Source organism: uncultured Porticoccus sp. (assembly GCF_913061305.1).
Taxonomy (GTDB): Bacteria; Pseudomonadota; Gammaproteobacteria; order Pseudomonadales; family Porticoccaceae; genus Porticoccus.
The window spans coordinates 1-17,825 of the sequence record NZ_CAJXST010000009.1 but is presented as its reverse complement, the minus strand read 5'-3'; the positions used below and the strand labels follow the sequence as shown (position 1 = coordinate 17,825).

At 56.5% G+C, this 17,825-nt stretch carries 14 protein-coding genes and 1 tRNA gene; 6 read left to right on the top strand and 9 right to left on the bottom strand.

Features of this window, described 5'->3' with window-relative positions:
- Nucleotides 1–66: 66 nt before the first annotated feature.
- Both QZ516_RS11315 and QZ516_RS11310 read right to left on the bottom strand, forming a co-directional pair.
- Nucleotides 67–846: an alpha/beta fold hydrolase gene (locus QZ516_RS11315; protein WP_297189796.1), complete on the bottom strand. Its 780-nt coding sequence runs from the start codon at nucleotides 844–846 to the stop codon at nucleotides 67–69.
- Nucleotides 847–912: 66 nt separating this feature from the next.
- Nucleotides 913–2,370: an NAD-dependent succinate-semialdehyde dehydrogenase gene (locus QZ516_RS11310; RefSeq protein ID WP_297189793.1), complete on the bottom strand. Its 1,458-nt coding sequence runs from the start codon at nucleotides 2,368–2,370 to the stop codon at nucleotides 913–915.
- Nucleotides 2,371–2,579: 209 nt separating this feature from the next.
- Between QZ516_RS11310 and QZ516_RS11305 the strand changes: the two genes are divergently transcribed.
- Nucleotides 2,580–3,404: an SDR family NAD(P)-dependent oxidoreductase gene (locus QZ516_RS11305; RefSeq protein WP_297189790.1), complete on the top strand. Its 825-nt coding sequence runs from the start codon at nucleotides 2,580–2,582 to the stop codon at nucleotides 3,402–3,404.
- Here QZ516_RS11305 and QZ516_RS11300 read toward each other — a convergent pair.
- Complete coding sequence (locus QZ516_RS11300; RefSeq protein ID WP_297189788.1) at nucleotides 3,401–4,393, bottom strand: AraC family transcriptional regulator; 993 nt, start codon at nucleotides 4,391–4,393, stop codon at nucleotides 3,401–3,403. The genes QZ516_RS11305 and QZ516_RS11300 overlap by 4 nt on opposite strands.
- Before the next feature lie 310 nt (nucleotides 4,394–4,703).
- On the opposite strand from QZ516_RS11300, the gene scpA reads away from it, so the two are divergent.
- From scpA to mce, 5 genes are all read left to right on the top strand, one after another.
- On the top strand, nucleotides 4,704–6,845 hold the full coding sequence (scpA, locus tag QZ516_RS11295) for a methylmalonyl-CoA mutase (RefSeq protein WP_297189785.1): 2,142 nt from the start codon (nucleotides 4,704–4,706) through the stop codon (nucleotides 6,843–6,845).
- Nucleotides 6,846–6,978: 133 nt separating this feature from the next.
- Nucleotides 6,979–8,499, top strand: a complete 1,521-nt coding sequence (locus QZ516_RS11290) for an acyl-CoA carboxylase subunit beta (RefSeq protein ID WP_365333709.1) — start codon at nucleotides 6,979–6,981, stop codon at nucleotides 8,497–8,499.
- 82 nt (nucleotides 8,500–8,581) lie between these two features.
- Complete coding sequence (locus QZ516_RS11285; RefSeq protein WP_297189780.1) at nucleotides 8,582–10,570, top strand: acetyl/propionyl/methylcrotonyl-CoA carboxylase subunit alpha; 1,989 nt, start codon at nucleotides 8,582–8,584, stop codon at nucleotides 10,568–10,570.
- Nucleotides 10,571–10,655: 85 nt separating this feature from the next.
- Nucleotides 10,656–11,633, top strand: a complete 978-nt coding sequence (meaB, locus tag QZ516_RS11280) for a methylmalonyl Co-A mutase-associated GTPase MeaB (RefSeq protein WP_297189777.1) — start codon at nucleotides 10,656–10,658, stop codon at nucleotides 11,631–11,633.
- Between the two features lie 66 nt (nucleotides 11,634–11,699).
- Complete coding sequence (gene mce, locus QZ516_RS11275) at nucleotides 11,700–12,104, top strand: methylmalonyl-CoA epimerase (RefSeq protein ID WP_297189774.1); 405 nt, start codon at nucleotides 11,700–11,702, stop codon at nucleotides 12,102–12,104.
- 67 nt (nucleotides 12,105–12,171) lie between these two features.
- Here the strand turns inward: mce and QZ516_RS11270 are convergent, their stop codons facing one another.
- The 6 genes from QZ516_RS11270 to QZ516_RS11245 all read right to left on the bottom strand — a co-directional run bounded on the left by QZ516_RS11270 (nucleotide 12,172) and on the right by QZ516_RS11245 (nucleotide 17,825).
- The gene (locus QZ516_RS11270; RefSeq protein WP_297189771.1) at nucleotides 12,172–13,650 is read right to left on the bottom strand and encodes a potassium/proton antiporter; all 1,479 of its coding nucleotides are present in this window, start codon (nucleotides 13,648–13,650) and stop codon (nucleotides 12,172–12,174) included.
- A gap of 124 nt (nucleotides 13,651–13,774) precedes the next feature.
- Complete coding sequence (locus QZ516_RS11265) at nucleotides 13,775–14,737, bottom strand: DHH family phosphoesterase (protein ID WP_297189768.1); 963 nt, start codon at nucleotides 14,735–14,737, stop codon at nucleotides 13,775–13,777.
- 70 nt (nucleotides 14,738–14,807) lie between these two features.
- Nucleotides 14,808–15,998, bottom strand: a complete 1,191-nt coding sequence (gene sat, locus QZ516_RS11260; RefSeq protein ID WP_297189765.1) for a sulfate adenylyltransferase — start codon at nucleotides 15,996–15,998, stop codon at nucleotides 14,808–14,810.
- Nucleotides 15,999–16,066: 68 nt separating this feature from the next.
- On the bottom strand, nucleotides 16,067–16,687 hold the full coding sequence (cysC, locus tag QZ516_RS11255) for an adenylyl-sulfate kinase (protein ID WP_293615429.1): 621 nt from the start codon (nucleotides 16,685–16,687) through the stop codon (nucleotides 16,067–16,069).
- Nucleotides 16,688–16,697: 10 nt separating this feature from the next.
- Entirely contained in the window at nucleotides 16,698–17,348 is a 651-nt protein-coding gene (locus QZ516_RS11250; RefSeq protein ID WP_297189761.1) for a TetR/AcrR family transcriptional regulator, read from the bottom strand.
- A 400-nt stretch (nucleotides 17,349–17,748) separates the two neighbouring features.
- A tRNA-Arg gene (locus QZ516_RS11245) sits at nucleotides 17,749–17,825 on the bottom strand.

Sequence of the window (17,825 nt, the reverse complement as noted above, 5' to 3'; positions counted from 1 at the left end):
GGGAGTGAGTCACAAGTGTTGGTCGGCCAATATGCCGCTGGTTGGCAGTCCAGCTGGCCTGTTGGGTCAGTTCCCGGTTTCTTCAGCCAGAAAGTCCATCACGATTTTGTTAAAGGTGGCGGGTTTCTCGGCGTGCAACCAGTGGCCGGTATTATCCACCACCTTGAGCTGGGCGTGGGGAAATAATCGCAGTATCTCAGTCCGGTGTTTTTCCTGAATGTACGCGGAATCGGCTCCCTTGATGAACAGTGCCGGTCCTGCGAAGGGTGTTCCGGTGGGTGCCAGGGTCAGGGTTTCATGATAGTTGGCGAGAATGCCATCCAGATACAGCAGCAGATCAAAACGTCCATCGTCAGCCCGACGCAGATTTTTTAGCAGAAAAGCGCGAACTCCCGGTTCACTGACGTGCTGGGCCAATAGTTGATCGGCCTGCTGGCGGCTGCTGGGCCTGGCTTCGGCCAGCGCACTGAGCCCGGCCAGCACCCCGCCGTGGCGGTCGGGTTGGTAGGTTACCGGCGCGATGTCTGCGGCCATCAGGCTGGCAACGCGGTCCGGCTGGTTCAGGGCCACCTGCATGGCCACTTTGCCACCCATTGAGTGCCCCAGCAGGTGCGCTTTGGGGAGCGCCAGATCATCCAGCAGTTCCACAATATCCACTGCCATGGCAGGATAATCCATGGTCATGCTGTGGGGTGACTCGCCGTGGTTGCGCATATCGACGGCGATTACCTGATACTGATCCGCCAGAGCCCGACCGACCACTCCGAGGTTGCTCAGTGAACCAAACATCCCGTGCATCAGTACTACCGGTTGCCCGCTGCCTTGACTGACATAGTTCAGTTTCATGATCCGGGACTCCCTGTCATGGGCACCGGTCTGCAGGTGGCTGCTGACCCATATGGCGAGCCCGCATTAAGCATTGATGCCACCCAGACAGAGGTACTTCAATTCAAGGTAATCATCGAGGCCGTAGCGGGACCCCTCCCGTCCCTGACCGGAGTATTTGATGCCGCCAAAAGGCGCCATTTCGTTTGAGACAAGACCTTCATTAACCCCCACAATGCCGTATTCCAGCTGTTCTGCCACTCGCCAGATACGGCTAAGGTCCCGGGAGTAGAAATAGGCAGCAAGACCAAATTCTGTATCATTGGCCAGCTGAATCGCCTCGGCTTCGGTCTCGAACCTGAACAGTGGTGCCACCGGTCCGAAAATTTCTTCCGCGAACAATCGCATATCAGTCGTGGCATTGCTCAATACCGTGGGTTGAATGAAGCTGCCAGTTCCCCGGCCACCGCCGGTCAGAACGGTGGCGCCTCTCCGGGTGGCATCCTCAATCAGGTCATATACGTCGTCAGCGGCCTGCCTGCTGATCAGCGGACCGATATCGACGCCGTCTGCCGTGCCGCAGCCCACGTTCAGCTCAGTCACTGCACGGGTAAATTTTTCTGCAAAACGATCGTAAACGCCCGCCTGAACCAGCAACCGGTTGGCACAGATACAGGTTTGTCCGGCATTGCGATACTTGGCGGCCAGGGCACCAGCCACGGCTGCATCCAGATCGGCATCGTCAAACACAATGAACGGGGCGTTGCCGCCCAGTTCCATGGAGGTGCGTTTAACGGTATCGGCGCAGGCAGCCATCAGTTGTTTGCCCACCGCCGTAGACCCGGTGAAGGTGAGTTTTCGTACCAGTGGATTGCGGGTGAGTTCTGCGCCGATGGTTTTGCTATCGCCTGCAGCGATATTGATCAATCCTGCCGGAGCCCCGGCCCGTTCGGCCAGTGCCACCAGTGCCAGTGCCGACAGCGGGGTGGCACTGGCGGGTTTGCATACCACGGCGCAGCCAGCCGCTATGGCCGGCGCAATTTTGCGGGCCAGCATGGCACAGGGGAAGTTCCACGGGGTAATACAGGCCACCACGCCGACAGGCTGCTTTAATACCATCAGCCGCTTGTCGCTGGCAGGTGCCGGAATCAGATCGCCGTAGAGGCGTTTCGCCTCTTCAGCAAACCACTCGAGGTAGCTGGCGCCATAGCGGATTTCGCCGCGGGCCTCAGCCAGGGGTTTGCCCTGCTCGGCGGTGAGAATTCTGGCCAGATCCTCCTGGTGCTCAATGATCAGGTTGTACCAGTCGCGCAACAGGGTCGCACGCTGTTTGGCTGTTGCCGCCGCCCAGCCTGGCTGGGCGCGGTTGGCGGCCTCAATCATCCGGCGGGTTTCCTCGGTGCCGCAGCTGGCCACTTCCGCCAGCGGGGAATCGTCGACGGGATTGGTTACCGTCAGGGTCTTGCCGTTGTCGGCGGACACCCAGTGCCCGTCGATATAGGCCTGGTATTTCAGCAGAGAAGCATCATTGAGTTGTAGTGTCATAGACGAAACCTGGTTGGATCAGCGGTGCCGGTGCGGTCTGAGTTGTAGTGCGCAGGGTGAATCGCTATGCTTTTTCCGGCAAATCATTGGACAGTGTAGACGTCTGTTCAGAGTACTGTGTAACGCCAGTGCTCGTAAAGAGAGAGAGGGCGGTACACTGTCACGGGTCAGCTGGTTTATTTGATCAGCGTTGAAGTGGAAGTACGGCGATGAAAAAGTTGGCAGGAAAAGTGGCGCTGGTGACCGGTGCCGCTCGCGGCATAGGTCGTGAAATAGCATTGAAGCTGGCCAGTGAAGGTGCCCGACTGGTGATCAATGATCTGGATGCCGAGCCGCTTGAAAAGTTGGTCAGTGACATTCAGGGGTTGGGCTCCGAAGCGGTGGTCTGTTCCGGCAGTGTCACTGCCGAAGATTTTGGTGTGCGGTTTGTGAAAACAGCGGTGGATGCGTTTGATGGCCTGGACATCATCATCAACAACGCCGGGTACACTTGGGATAATGTGATTCAGAAAATTGACGACGAGCAGTGGTATGCCATGCTGGATGTGCATATGACGGCCCCCTACCGTATCCTCAAGGCAGCCCAGCCCTTCATCAAAGCCTACCATACGCTGGAGGTGGAGGGGGGCGATCAGGTTCATCGCAAGATCGTTAATGTGTCTTCGATCTCAGGGCTGGGCGGCAATGCCGGGCAGCTGGCCTACTCGGCGGCCAAAGCGGGCGTGGTCGGTATGACCAAAACCCTGTGCAAGGAGTGGGGGCGCTACAACGTGAACGTCAATGCGGTGGCCTTCGGGTTTATCGAGACCCGGCTTACCAGCCTGGCCAGCGAGAACCCGACCATTAACATAGCGGGTAAAGACATTCGGGTCGGTGTCAGTGAGCAGATGACATCGCTGCTCAAGACCCTGGTTCCATTGGGTCGCACCGGTACTGCAAAAGAGGCCGCCGATGCGGTATACCTGCTCTGCATACCCGAATCCAATTACATCAGCGGTCAAACACTGGTAGTGGGTGGCGGGCTGGAAATCTAATCCGGTGGATTGCCCCGGTGGTATTTGCAGTAATTTCTCGGGCTCAGGCCGGTCCACTGCTTGAAGGCGCGCGTGAAAGAGCGCGGCTCTTCAAAACCGACCAGCTCCGACACCTCGTCCACAGACAACCTCTTGTTCACCAGCTTGTCGATCGCCATTTCACGGCGAATATTGTCCTTGATTTTCTGGTAACTGGTGCCTTCCTGCAGCAGCCTTCGGTAGAGGGTGAGCGGACTTATACGCAGCTGTTCGGCCAGATTTTCCGCTTTCGGAAAAGTGGGATGTCCATGACTGTTTTTCAGGAAAATCCGTTCGATCTGGGCCTCGAGGCTGTTGTCCTCGCCCGGGATCGTCATGATGTCGGCGGGGTGAACGGCGAGAAACGCATCCAGTTCGCGACTGGTTCGAACCAGGGGTTTGTCCAGATACTGCGCGTCAAAATAAAGACTGTTGCTGGACTGTTCAAACAACAGCTGGCCCGGAAACATCACGCGCAGCTCGTTTTTGTGATCGGGTGCGGGGTGGACAAAATGCGTTGCCCTGAGGCGGATGGCCTCGCCGATATACCAGCTCGGAAAGCGGTGCCAGATCACCATCTGGAACTCGGTGATAAAATGCCCGACATCCAGTTCGGGCTGTTGCAGAGCGACACTGAAACGCGCCGAGCTGTCCTGAATGTCCAGTGTCATGACCATTGCGTCGGTGACCAGATTATAGAATGCGACCACTTTTTCCAGCAGTTCCCCCAGGGTGCGGCAGTGCCTGACCAGATCGCAGGCGGTGGCAAAGATGCCGTATTTGCAGGCCTGTGAGGTGAAACCCATGAACTCGTCGTCAAGTGCCTGCTGCACCAGTCGAAACAGGCGGGCCACCTGGTCGGTGTGTACCCGATCTCGTGAGTTTTGCACACTGGCAGGGTTAATCCCGGCCCTTGCCAGCAATACCTGCTCATTTTGCTGGCGTTCAAGAATGCCGTGCAGGCAGGTCACAACATGGTGGTGCGAGATAGTGGCGATAGAGGTGGCCTGCTATGAAATGTGAGTTTATGCGCTATTGTAGCTATGAAATGGTTTCAAAGCACAATTATCTGAAATAATCAGTGAGTTTTGGCGAATAAATTTGTCCTTGTTTCGACCGGGTTGCTCCGCCATAGTGCGCTCACATTGGAAATCCCGTTATTGCCTGCAGCTGATGGTGACCTCAAGGGTAACGCCAACGCTATATACCCGCTATATTGAATGAACAGATAACAGCAGAGCGCAATTTGCGCGGGATTGAGTTGATTAGAGGTAGTGTTCGATGACCGATAGCGCCAAACCTTCATACCGTGAATGGGCTGCCCTTGCGGCCAAGGAGACCAAGGGTAAAACGCCCGAAGATCTTGTCTGGAATACCCCGGAAGGTATCGCGGTCAAACCGCTCTATACCGCAGAGGACCTGGTCGGCCTGGAGCATCTGGACAATCTGCCCGGTTTCTCACCGTTCAAACGGGGCCCCAAGGCGACCATGTATGCCGGGCGCCCATGGACCGTCCGGCAGTACGCCGGGTTCTCCACCGCCGAGGCCTCCAATGCCTTTTATCGTCGAAATCTGGCGGCCGGACAACAGGGCCTGTCAGTGGCGTTTGATCTGCCCACTCACCGCGGTTACGACTCGGATCATGAACGGGTCGTGGGGGATGTGGGCAAGGCCGGAGTCGCCATCGATTCGGTTGAGGATATGAAGGTGCTGTTTGACAGCATTCCGCTCGATCAGGTTTCGGTATCCATGACCATGAATGGTGCCGTACTGCCGGTTATGGCCAATTACATTGTCGCAGCCGAAGAGCAGGGTGTGACCCCGGACAAGCTGGCGGGAACCCTGCAGAATGACATTCTCAAGGAATTCATGGTGCGCAATACCTATATCTATCCACCGGCGCCCTCGATGCGGATTGTCTCCGATATTATTGGCTATACCGCCCAGCACATGCCCAGATTCAACTCCATTTCCATTTCCGGTTATCACATGCAGGAAGCCGGAGCCACCAATGTGCAGGAGCTGGCCTATACCATCGCCGATGGTATCGAGTACGTGCGCACTGCAATTGCCAGCGGTCTGGACGTTGATAAATTTGCACCACGCCTGTCGTTCTTCTTTGCCATCGGTATGAATTTCTTTATGGAAATTGCCAAGCTGCGGGCTGCGCGGATTCTCTGGGCCACCCTGATGAAGGAGAAGTTTGACCCCCGGGACAACAAATCGCTGATGCTGCGCACCCACTGCCAGACATCCGGTGTCAGCCTGACCAGCAAGGACCCTTATAACAATGTTATGCGGACCACGATCGAAGCCATGTCCGCCGTACTGGGCGGCACCCAATCCCTGCACACCAACGCTCTGGATGAAGCATTGGCCTTGCCAACCGAGTTCTCAGCTCGAATTGCCCGCAATACGCAATTGGTGATTCAGGAGGAAACCGGCATCACTAACGTGGTGGACCCGCTGGCCGGTTCCTACTATGTGGAAAGTCTCACTGACCAGCTGGTCAAGGAAGCCCGTATCCTGATTGAAGAAGTCGAGGAAATGGGCGGTATGACCAAGGCTGTGGAATCCGGCATGCCGAAACTCCGCATTGAGCAGGCGGCGGCAGAGCGGCAGGCCAGAATTGACCGCGGGAAAGAGGTCATTGTCGGTGTCAATAAGTACCAGCAGGCCGAGGAATCTCCGGTGGATATCCTCAATATTGATAACAGTGCCGTACGCGAATCACAGGTAGAGAGATTGCAGGCTCTGCGCGACAACCGCGACAACAATGCCTGCCAGCAGGCGCTGGATGCACTCACCGCAGCGGCGGAATCAGGGGAGGGCAACCTGCTGGAGCTGGCAGTAGAGGCTGCCCGGGCCCGCGCCACGGTTGGAGAAATCTCATTCGCGCTGGAAAAAATCTGGGGTCGTCACAAGGCGGTAACCCGTACCATCAGTGGTGTTTATGGTTCAGCCTATGAAGGTGATGAGGCCTTTGCCGCCATTCAGGCGAGCGTCTCGGCCTTTGCCGAACGGGCCGGTCGCCGCCCCAGGATGCTGGTGGCAAAAATGGGGCAGGATGGTCACGATCGGGGTGCCAAGGTCATTGCCACGGCTTTTGCAGACATCGGTTTTGATGTGGATATCAGTCCAATGTTTCAAACCCCGGAAGAGGCGGCCCGCATGGCGATTGAAAATGATGTTCATGTGGTGGGCGTGTCTTCCCAGGCCGCTGGTCATAAAACCCTGGTGCCCCAGTTGATTGCCGCACTGCGTGCCGAGGGTGGCAGCGATATCAAAGTGGTTTGTGGCGGTGTTATTCCGCCTCAGGATTATCAGGAGCTCTTTGATGCGGGAGTGGCCGCTATCTACGGGCCGGGTACCAATATTCCCCAAGCGGCTGCCGAAGTGATTGCGCTGCTGAGTGAACAATAAGCTCCGCTTTTTGAAAGGAGCACCGGCAGGCCAGTCATCTGGCAGGCGTGTGTACATTATTAGAACAATAGAATGACGTGTTGCCGGCTTGTGATTCGGTAGCCAGGATTGGGAGAACCCTATGTACGAAATTATGGAACAGTTGGAAGCCATGCGTGAAAAAGCCCGCATGGGTGGTGGGCAGAAGCGTATTGATGCCCAGCACAGCAAAGGCAAACTGACCGCTCGTGAGCGTATTGACTTGCTGTTGGATCCTGGCTCTTTTGAGGAGTGGGACACGTTTGTCGAGCACCGCTGTACCGATTTTGGCATGGAGCAGGAGCATATTCCCGGCGACGGTGTGGTCATTGGCTACGGTACCGTCAATGGTCGGCTGGTGTTTGTGTTTAGCCAGGACTTCACGGTTTTTGGTGGTTCTCTGTCGGAAACCCATGCGGAGAAAATCTGCAAGCTGATGGACCACGCCATGAAAGTGGGCGCGCCGGTTATCGGGCTGAATGATTCCGGTGGTGCGCGTATTCAGGAGGGTGTGGCCTCCCTGGGCGGCTATGCCGACGTGTTTCAACGCAATGTCATGGCGTCCGGTGTCATTCCGCAAATTTCCATGATCATGGGCCCCTGTGCGGGTGGGGCGGTGTATTCCCCCGCCATCACAGACTTTATTTTCATGGTCAAAGATAGCTCCTATATGTTTGTGACCGGTCCCGAGGTGGTGAAAACCGTGACCCATGAGACGGTCACCGCGGAGCAGCTCGGAGGGGCAGTCACCCATTCGTCCAAATCCGGCGTGGCGGATCTGGCGTTTGAAAATGATGTGGAGGCCCTGGTCAAGCTGCGCCGTTTTATCACATTCCTGCCGGCCAACAATCAGGAGAAACCACCGGTCTGGCCAACGGAAGACCCGGCAGATCGAGCCGAAGCATCACTGGATACCCTGATTCCCGATGACCCGAATCAGCCCTACGACATGAAAGAGCTGATTGTAAAAGTGGCGGACGAGGGCGACTTTTTTGAATTGCAGCCCGACTACGCAGCCAACCTGGTGATTGGTTTTATTCGCATCGAAGGGTCTACCGTGGGTGTGGTCGCCAACCAGCCGATGGTGCTGGCCGGTTGTCTGGATATCGATGCATCCAAAAAAGGTGCCCGCTTTATCCGCTTCTGTGACGCCTTCAATATCCCGGTGCTGACGTTTGTCGATGTGCCCGGCTTCATGCCCGGCACGACACAGGAGTATGGCGGCATCATCAAGCACGGTGCCAAGTTGTTGTACGCCTATGCGGAATGTACCGTCCCCAAAGTGACCGTGATCACTCGCAAAGCCTACGGTGGTGCCTACGATGTGATGTCGTCGAAACACCTGCGCGGTGATGTCAATCTCGCCTGGCCAACGGCGGAAATCGCAGTGATGGGGCCGAAAGGCGCCGTGGAGATTATTTTCCGCAAGGATATCGGCAATCAGGAAAAAATTGCTGCCCGAGAGCAGGAATACCGGGAGAAATTTGCCAACCCCTTTATTGCCGGTAAACGCGGGTTTATCGATGATGTGATCTTGCCCAGCCTGACCCGCAAGCGGGTGGCGAGATCGCTTTCCATGTTGCGCGACAAGCAACTGGAGAATCCCTGGCGGAAGCACGGCAATATTCCGTTGTAAGTGGGGATTGCGTCAGGGCCTGTATTTACAAAATCAGGAAAACGCCTGCAACCTGTAGGCAGACAATAAAGAAGAGACAGTAATGTTTAAAAAAATTCTTGTTGCTAATAGAGGTGAAATCGCCTGTCGAGTGTTCCGCACGGCCAAGGCAATGGGCATCGGAACGGTTGCAGTCTACTCCGATGCGGACCGCGATGCCCTGCATGTGGCTCTGGCGGATGAAGCCGTTCACATCGGTCCCTCAGCCTCCGCTGAAAGTTATCTGGTGATCGACAAAATTATTGCCGCCTGTCAGCAGACCGGTGCTGATGCGGTGCACCCCGGTTACGGTTTTCTCTCGGAAAACAAACTGTTTTGTCAGGCGCTGGATGCCGCAGGCATTGCCTTTATCGGACCCGGGGTCAGGGCGATTGAGTCCATGGGAGACAAGATCACTTCCAAGCGGATTGCCGCCGAAGCGGGTGTCAGCACGATTCCCGGTTATACCGATGTGGTGAAGGATGCCGAGCAGGCTGTGGAGATTTCCAATGACATCGGATATCCGGTGATGCTCAAGGCCTCCGCCGGTGGTGGTGGCAAAGGCATGCGCGTGGCCTGGAACGATGAAGAGTGCCGCGACGGTTTTGAGCGCGCCACCAATGAAGCCCGCTCCAGCTTTGGCGACGACCGGGTCTTTATCGAGAAATTTATTCAGGAGCCACGGCACATCGAAATCCAGGTGATGGCCGACAGCCACGGCAATACCATCTACCTGGGCGAGCGCGAATGCTCCATCCAGCGCCGCCACCAGAAAGTAATTGAAGAGGCCCCATCGCCCTTCCTGACCCCGGAAGTGCGCCGCAAAATGGGTGAACAGGCCGTAGCGCTGGCCAAAGCGGTGGATTACAAGTCGGCCGGTACAGTGGAGTTTATCGCCGATGCCGAGATGAATTTTTACTTCCTCGAAATGAATACCCGCCTGCAGGTGGAACACCCGGTGACAGAGCTGGTCACCGGTCAGGATCTGGTGGAGCTGATGATTCGCGTCGCCGCCGGTGAAAAACTGCCGCTGGCTCAGGAGGATGTAACACTGACCGGTTGGGCGATTGAAACCCGTGTGTATGCCGAGGACCCATTCCGCAATTTTATGCCCTCTGTGGGTAGGCTGGTTCGCTACCGCCCGCCAACGGGAGAGGGCGTCCGGGTGGATACCGGTGTTTTCGAGGGTGGCGAAGTCTCGATGTTTTATGATCCGATGATCGCCAAACTGATTACTTACGGTAAAGACCGCAAGGAGGCCACTCAGCGGATGGTGGAAGCGCTGGACGCCTATTATATCCGGGGCGTCAATCACAATATCAGTTTCCTCAATGCGCTGATGGTTCACCCGCGCTTTGTGGCCGGTAAGTTGACCACCAATTTTATTGCTGAGGAATATCCCGACGGCTTCAGCCCCGATCTGGTACCCCAGGAGGATCCCGCGCTCTGCGTGGTGGCCGCCGCCCTGATCAACAAGAAATTCCGCGATCGCGGCGCCTTGATTACCGGCCAGCTGCCCAGCCTGGAATATCGTCCCTCCAACGATTGGGTGGTGATGATGGAGGGCGATGACGCCCGCTATCCGATTTCGGTCGATACGTCTGTGGAGCCGGTGGTGGCGACCATGGATGGTGATGAATATCTGGTGGAGACGGACTGGAAGCTCGGTGAGCCGCTGTTCAAGGCGGTTATCAACGGAAGGACCGTTTGCATACAGGTGGATCGCGATGGTTGGCTGTTCAGAATGTTTCATCGCGGTGCAGAAAAACACGCCTATGTGGTGACTCCGCGCACTGCCGAGTTGAGTCGGCATATGCTGGTCAAGGAACCCGCTGACCTGTCCAAATTCCTGTTGTCCCCCATGCCCGGTTTGCTGGTGAAACTGAATGTGAAGGAAGGTGATCAGGTGAAGGCCGGTGAGGAAGTGGCTGTTGTTGAGGCCATGAAAATGGAAAACAGCCTGAGAGCGATATCCGACGGGGTGGTGAAAACTGTTTCTGCAGCGGCCGGTGACAGCCTCAAGGTAGACCAGCCGATCATTGAATTTGAGTAATCGCCGGTCTCTGCCCGCAATCGGGTTGGCAGCCTGCATTGGCCGGGTAAAATGGGCGTTGGTCTGACGAGCTTGGAGATGGTCATTGCAGATTAATCCGCAGGAGCTTGCCGAGGGTATTCGCAGCGGCGATCGCCGTGCCCTTGCCAAGGGAATCACACTGGTCGAATCGACCCGTGCCGATCACCGGGAGGCGGCTGCCCGTTTGCTCGAACTGATTATGCCCTATACGGGCAACTCGATTCGGCTTGGTATTTCCGGTGTGCCCGGCGTGGGCAAATCGACGTTTATCGAGTCCTTTGGCAACCACGTGATCAGCCAGGGGCACCGGCTGGCCGTGCTGGCGGTAGATCCCACCTCGGCACTCAGTGGTGGCTCGATTCTGGGCGACAAAACCCGTATGGAAACCCTCGCCCGCCACCCCGATGCCTATATACGACCCTCCCCGGCCGGACAAACTCTGGGCGGAGTAACCCGCCGCACCCGTGAAACCCTGCTGCTCTGTGAAGCGGCGGGATTTGATGTGATCATCGTGGAAACCGTGGGGGTCGGTCAGTCGGAAACCGCCGTAGCGCAGATGACCGATATGTTTTTGCTGTTGCTGTTGCCCGGCGGCGGTGACGAATTGCAGGGCATCAAGCGCGGCATTATGGAACTGGCGGATTTGATTCTGGTGAACAAGGCGGATGGTGACCAGCAGGCCGCCGCCAACCGGACTGTGGCGGATTATCGCATGGCGGTTCACTTCCTGCACCCTCGCAGTCGACATTGGCAGGTTCAGGTTGAACCGCTTTCGGCGCTGCAGGGAGAAGGTGTGCAGAAAATATGGCAGACCGTTGAAGAATATCGGCAGGCGCTGGGCGATGCGGGCGAAATCGAGTCCCGCCGCGCTGCCCAGGCGCGGGCCTGGATGTGGAGCGAAACAGCCGACAGTCTGCTCGGCGAACTGAAAGAAAATGAGGCGGTAAAAGCCCTGGTGGATCAGCTGGAAGCCGATGTGACAGCCGGCCGAATCCCGGCTACCGTGGCGGCAAAACAGCTGGTGGAGGCCTTTCTTGGCTAGCTTTTTGGGTGTCGCTCATGTGCCATCGGCTGTGTTGAATTTAACCGGATGTCAAAAGGTAACCCTATGATAGGCAAACTGAATCATGTCGCTATTGTGGTCCCTGATCTCGACAGGGCAATGACCACCTATCGGGATGCGCTGGGCGCAACCGTCTCCGAACCCCTCGATCTGCCCGAACACGGTGTCCGGGTCGCCTTTGTGGAATTGCCGAATACCAAGATCGAATTATTGTTACCCCTCGGGGAAAATTCGCCCGTGGCGAAATTCCTTGAGCGCAATGTGGATGGTGGTATGCACCACCTGTGTTACGAGGTGGATGATATTATTACTGCCCGCGACCAGCTGGTCGCGGCGGGTGCCCGGGTGCTCGGCAACGGTGAGCCGAAAATCGGTGCCCATGGCAAGCCGGTACTGTTTCTCCATCCCAAGGATTTCTGCGGTACGCTGGTGGAAATTGAGCAGGTCTAGTGTGCCGGTCAAAAAATCGTTATCGCCGCCGGCCATTTCACACCCATGACAGTGATAGTCTGGATAGCTAGGACGGTAACTTCATACCAACTACCGTGATCTCGCGATTATCGAGTTGTCGCACCACAAAGATAGCCGTGCCAATGGTCACCTTGTCGCCGATAATGGGTGGTCGGCGCAATTGTCCGGCAATCCAGCTGCCCAGATTCTGGTTGGCATCCGGGGGTGTGGGCAGGTCATAGAACTGGCAGATCTCCTCCAGGGGGATCCTGCCATCCAGCACAAAATCCCCGAACACCCTACGGAAGTTTTTCCTGTCATCCTTTTCCGGCAATACCAGTCCCAGTCTTCGTGCCACCCAGGCGAGGCTGCCACCCTGCAATAGCAGGGAGGTCACCACGACCACAAAAGCCACATTGAAAAGGGTTTTTGCCCCTTCCAGATCCACCATCATGGGGAAAATGGCCAACACGACCGGCACTGCACCGCGCAGGCCCACCCAGGCGATAAAAAATGTTTCCCGGCGTGTGAAGTGAAATGGCAGCAGGCACAGCGACACGGCCAGCGGACGCGCAACCAGGATCAGTAACAGCGCAATAGCCAGTGCCGGAAGCAGCTCGTCCGCCACCTCGCTGGGGGTGACCAGCAAGCCCAGCAACAGGAACATCAGGGCCTGGGACAGCCAGGCAAAACCATCCATTGCTGACAAAGCCTGGCGAACGCTCCGGCGAGCCCGGTTGCCCACCATCAGGCCGAACAGGTAGATCGCGAGAAATCCCGAACCGCCCACCCAGGTGGCAAAGGCAAATACGCCGATACCGGCTGACATCAACAGCAGGGCGAGTATTCCGGCACCGCTGTCCAGCATACCCCGAATACGGTTGACGGCGCTGGCCATGGCGATGCCGGCCAGGTAGCCGATCAGTCCGCCTATACCAAACTGCGTGGTCAGGCTGAGCAGGGTGGTCCAGCCATTGAAAGCCAGCGTCTCGCCGGCGTTATAAATCAGGGCGATACTGATAAACGTCAGGGTGAGGTAGACCGCCATTGGATCGTTCATGCCGGACTCGATTTCCAGCGTGGCGGCAACCCGCTCGTTGAGCCGCACGCCGCAGGATTTGAGCAGGGAAAACACGGCGGCGGCATCGGTGGAGCCGACAATCGCGCCCAGCAACAGGGCCATAGGCCAGCTGAGTCCCAGCAGCCACATGGCGGCGAGGCCCGTGAGGCCCGCGGACAGTAATACACCGAGTGTCGCCAGTATCAGGGACGGTTTGAGTCCGGTGCGAAAAGTGGCAAAGTCGGTGCGCAGTCCACCATCCACCAGAATGACAGCAAGGGCGATGTTGCCCACCCAGAAACTCAGTGAAAAATTGTCAAAACTGATGCCACCGATGCCGTCCTCGCCACTGAGCATGCCGACGATGAGAAAAACCAGCAGAAAAGGAAAACCCACCCGCGACGAGATAATACCGGCAAACACTGCCACAAAAATCAGTGCTGCTGCGGCCATTAAGGGTAGGGCAAGGAAGTCGAGTGATAGCATGTTCTTCCTCGGGGGTTAATCGGTATTCGCAGGGTCGCTGCGTGACAACCAATAACAGTTTAATCGGTGAGGACAATTGGATGCTAGCGGGACAGCGCGCAGCTCCAAACGAATAGGGGTGGGGTCAGGTATAACTGGCTTCGAACGCATCGATAAAGTCAGCCAGCATCCCGGCGGGCAGGTTGTTAATACCTGCCGCCGCCGCACGGCCGCCGCCGGTGGGGAAGCGGCGGCATAAATCCGCGGCACCCTGGCGGTTGTTCAGTGGCGCTCGCACGCTCACCAGATACTCGCCCTGCGCTGTTTCCGTGAGAACGGCATGGGCCCGGTCGGGATGATCATTGGTCAGCTGATTGCTGAAGACACCGCTGACCCGTCTGGCCCAGGCCTCGTTCGGCAGAATAAATACCGCTGTGGTGTCCGACATTTTCTCGGCTGCAATGTCTGCGGCCGCCGCCATATCGCTGTGGTAGCCATTTTCCAGTTTATCAAAGTGTTCACTGTCGTGGCGGACGAAATCGAGTGGATACTTATAACTGCTGACGCGCCGAAAGAGCTCGTCGGGGGGAATGTGTAAATCCTCCAACGCTGCACCATAACCGTTATAGTTGATATAAATGCCAAGCTTTTGCAGTTGCCTGAGGTCGGTATCGCTGCACTGTAATACCTCATTGGCCAGCGCCTGTGCCTGTTGATTGAGGTTGTCGCCAAATGCACCGACCACCGCCCAGGCGGCGAAAGCGTTTTCCAGATACTGGTTAACCAGCAAGCTGGTACAGGTATTCGCCGCCTCGTTGATCAGGGCGGTGAGCTTTTCTGTTTCCGGAATAGCGCCGGAAAAGTGGTGATCTACGTAAAATATCCTTGCACCGACCGCCAGTAACCGCTCCAGATCGGAACGGTTCTTATCCATCGAGATATCCAGTACGGTGATCCTGTCATCGGGGCGGGCCGCGACAGTTTTCAGGAGACTGATATTGCGTTTTACCCCGGTGATCAGGCTGCTCTGACGGGGTTCTGCCAGCCGCAGTTGCGTCAGCGCACAGATCCCATCGGCATCACCATTGAACACATCAAAATCGGCCATGAAAAGTCCTTGTCTGGAGGATGGCGGACAGCGGGGTAGACAGGCCCCGCTATCCACTAACAGGTATTATTTATTGGTGTTCGGACTGGTAGTAATCCATCAGTATTTTGGCGACTTCAGGGCGGGAAAACTCGGGTGGCGGCGCGATGCCGTCTCCCAGCATTTGCCGTACTTTGGTGCCGGACAGCAGGATAAAGTCCTCTTTCTGGTGGTCTTCCGCCTCATTCATCATCACCACCCGGCCCAGCTTGGTGGAGAAGGCAGTGTGATCGGCCCGGAATATCTCAATGTCGAGCGCATCGTCCGGTACTTTTTCATCGAAGATGGTTTGTGCATCGAAAGCCCCGTAGTAATCACCGACGCCCGCGTGGTCGCGCCCCACAATCAGGTGAGTGGCCCCCATGTTCTGGCGGAACAGGGCATGCAGTACGGCCTCGCGCGGCCCGGCATAGAGCATGTCGAAGCCATAGCCGGTGACCATGACGGTATTTTTCGGGAAATAGTGCTCTACCATGGTACGGATGCAGGCGTCGCGAACCGGCGCCGGGATATCCCCTTTTTTCAGTCGTCCCAATAGCATATGAATGACCACGCCGTCGGCATCGAGGCGTTCCATCGCCATGCGGCAGAGTTCCTCGTGGGCGCGGTGCATCGGGTTGCGGGTCTGGAAGGCAATCACTTTTTCCCAGCCGCGCTCGGTAATTTCGTTGCGTATTTCCACGGCGGTGCGGAAGGTGTCGGGAAAATCACTCTGAAAGTAACTGAAGCTCAATACCTGCAGCTTTCCCGAGATCAAATAGTTGCCTAGATGGGTGAAGGTGGCTACGCCGGGGTGCTCTGGATCCAGATTGCCAAAAATCTGTTCGGCCATGGTTTCAATATCGTCGTCCGAGACGGTTTCTATATGCTCGACCTCCATAACCGCCATCACCGGATTGCCCTCGGTGTTCGGATCCCGCAGGGCGATGCGTTTGGCGCCTCTGATCGCGCTGACATCTTTTGCCAGATTGATGACCGGTACCGGCCAGAACAACCCGTCAGTGGTGTGCATTTTTTCCGCCACACTCATGGCATCAGCCAGGCCCATGTAACCCTCCAACGGATTGAAATATCCCGCCCCGAGCATGACGGCGTTGGCCGCAGCAGCCGAGTTCAACAGCAGCGAAGGCAGTTCTTCAGCTTCTTTAAGCAGTTGATGGTGTTGCTCTGTGTCGTAAACAAAGAGGGGGTTCAATGTGTCTGAGCCGTGGGGCCTGATCAAGATACTATCTCCTGTTGTCGTGTGGGTGAGCTAATGGGCAAGTGGTTTGCTTTGGGTCTTGCCGGGGACTATATGCCTGCAAGGAACTGGTGTGATTTCAGGTAGTTGATGATCGTATCAACTTCCTCTTCCAGAGTCGTCTGGTCGGTCTGCAAATGGATTTCGGGATTTTCCGGGGCTTCATAGGGGTCGTCAATACCTGTGAAGTTTTTAATCTCACCGGCGCGAGCCTTTTTGTAGAGACCTTTGGGGTCGCGTTTTTCCGCTTCCTGCAGCGGGCAATCGACAAAAACCTCGATAAAGTCCAACCCGGCTGCTTTGTGTAGCTGCCGCACAGCATCCCGATCGGCCCGGTAGGGACTGATAAAACTGGATAGGGAGATAATGCCGGCATCGGCAAACAGTTTGGCAATTTCACCAATGCGGCGAATATTTTCGGTGCGGTCTGCCGCACTGAAGCCGAGATTCTTATTGATGCCCAGTCGGACATTGTCGCCATCCAGCCGGTAGGCCAGTTTGCCGAACTCGTAGAGTCGGCTCTCGAGGGCGACGGCCACGGTGCTTTTGCCACTGCCGGACAACCCGGTAAACCAGAGTGTGGTGCCGCGCTGTCCCATCAGTTGAAAACGATCATCGCGGGTTACTTCGCCATGGTGCCATTGCACATTGGTTGCTTTTTGCTGAGTCATGGTGGGTGTCCTAATTGACCTGGGTATCAGTTTGCGTATCAGTGTCAGGCATTCCGGTGTGTCTGGCGAGGCAACCGTGCAGCAGAATGTCGACGCAATTCTCTGTCACGTCCTCAGTCTTTAGCGGGGCGTTCCTCAGTAATTGTATGCCCCAATAATTGCAAAGGCCGATCAGTGAAAGCGCTGTGAAATGGCAGTCGAGATCTTTGCGCAACTGGCCAGTTGAGACCCCTTCGCAGAAAATTCCCTCGAGTTGCTGGCGGTAGCGTGAACCCAGCGCATTCAGGTGTTTTCGCCGATCCTTGGGCAGATACAGACGCTGTTCGTTGTGTACTTTCATGGCTTCATTGTTGTGTTCGTAGGTCGCCAGGTGAGCGGCGATGGCGGCTTGCAGTTTGACCTCGAGCTTACCGGGTTGACTGGCAATCGATTCGATATGTGAAACGTAGTCCCTCAGGGCGGTGAGGCAGACTTCTTCCAGCGCCGCTTCCTTAGATTTGAAATAGTAGTAGAGGCTGCCCTGCTGAATGCCGAGTTTTTCGGCGATATCCCGGGTGCTGGCGCCGTGAAAACCCTTGTCGGCAAATACCGCTGCGGCCGCGGCCACTGCGCGCTGATGCCGGTGAGCATAGCGGGTTGTATTTCTGTCCGGTGCTGGCATTGGGAGCCTGAAAGTATTTCTATAACGCTATAGAATCTATAGGTTTATAGAAAAAAGCAAGTGGAGTTGTGTTTTTTGGTGTATGGAAAGGAGGGCGTTGATGAGAGCAAGGGTAAACGGTTGTCACTCCGATAGGCGACACAGACAGTGCCGGGGTGGGGGCGCTGATCTTGCGGGGCCGTGGCCACCTTGAATCCGGATAAGTGTAGGGTTTGGGAAGATGGCGCACCCGAGAGGATTGACCCAAAACGGCTGGTGGCCGTTTTGCTCCCTGCGGGACTGCGCCGCACGGTGGTTTGGTCCAACTTCCTGACGGAAGTTGTCGAACCTCTTATCGGTTCGAACACTTTCCGGCGTGCCAAATAAATATCCCGACACAGGGCCGGGATATTCGTATGGATGGCGCACCCGAGAGGATTCGAACCTCTGACCTCTGCCTCCGGAGGGCAGCGCTCTATCCAGCTGAGCTACGGGTGC

Excerpts from the sequence above, each read along its gene's own strand:
- QZ516_RS11270 (WP_297189771.1), bottom strand. The coding sequence starts at position 13,650 with ATGCTATCACTCGACTTCCTTGCCCTACCCTTAATGGCCGCAGCAGCA.
- QZ516_RS11315 (WP_297189796.1), bottom strand. The coding sequence starts at position 846 with ATGAAACTGAACTATGTCAGTCAAGGCAGCGGGCAACCGGTAGTACTG.
- QZ516_RS11305 (WP_297189790.1), top strand. The coding sequence starts at position 2,580 with ATGAAAAAGTTGGCAGGAAAAGTGGCGCTGGTGACCGGTGCCGCTCGC.
- QZ516_RS11285 (WP_297189780.1), top strand. The coding sequence starts at position 8,582 with ATGTTTAAAAAAATTCTTGTTGCTAATAGAGGTGAAATCGCCTGTCGA.
- QZ516_RS11265 (WP_297189768.1), bottom strand. The coding sequence starts at position 14,737 with ATGGCCGATTTTGATGTGTTCAATGGTGATGCCGATGGGATCTGTGCG.
- scpA (WP_297189785.1), top strand. The coding sequence starts at position 4,704 with ATGACCGATAGCGCCAAACCTTCATACCGTGAATGGGCTGCCCTTGCG.
- QZ516_RS11310 (WP_297189793.1), bottom strand. The coding sequence starts at position 2,370 with ATGACACTACAACTCAATGATGCTTCTCTGCTGAAATACCAGGCCTAT.
- mce (WP_297189774.1), top strand. The coding sequence starts at position 11,700 with ATGATAGGCAAACTGAATCATGTCGCTATTGTGGTCCCTGATCTCGAC.
- QZ516_RS11250 (WP_297189761.1), bottom strand. The coding sequence starts at position 17,348 with ATGCCAGCACCGGACAGAAATACAACCCGCTATGCTCACCGGCATCAG.
- QZ516_RS11290 (WP_365333709.1), top strand. The coding sequence starts at position 6,979 with ATGGAACAGTTGGAAGCCATGCGTGAAAAAGCCCGCATGGGTGGTGGG.
- cysC (WP_293615429.1), bottom strand. The coding sequence starts at position 16,687 with ATGACTCAGCAAAAAGCAACCAATGTGCAATGGCACCATGGCGAAGTA.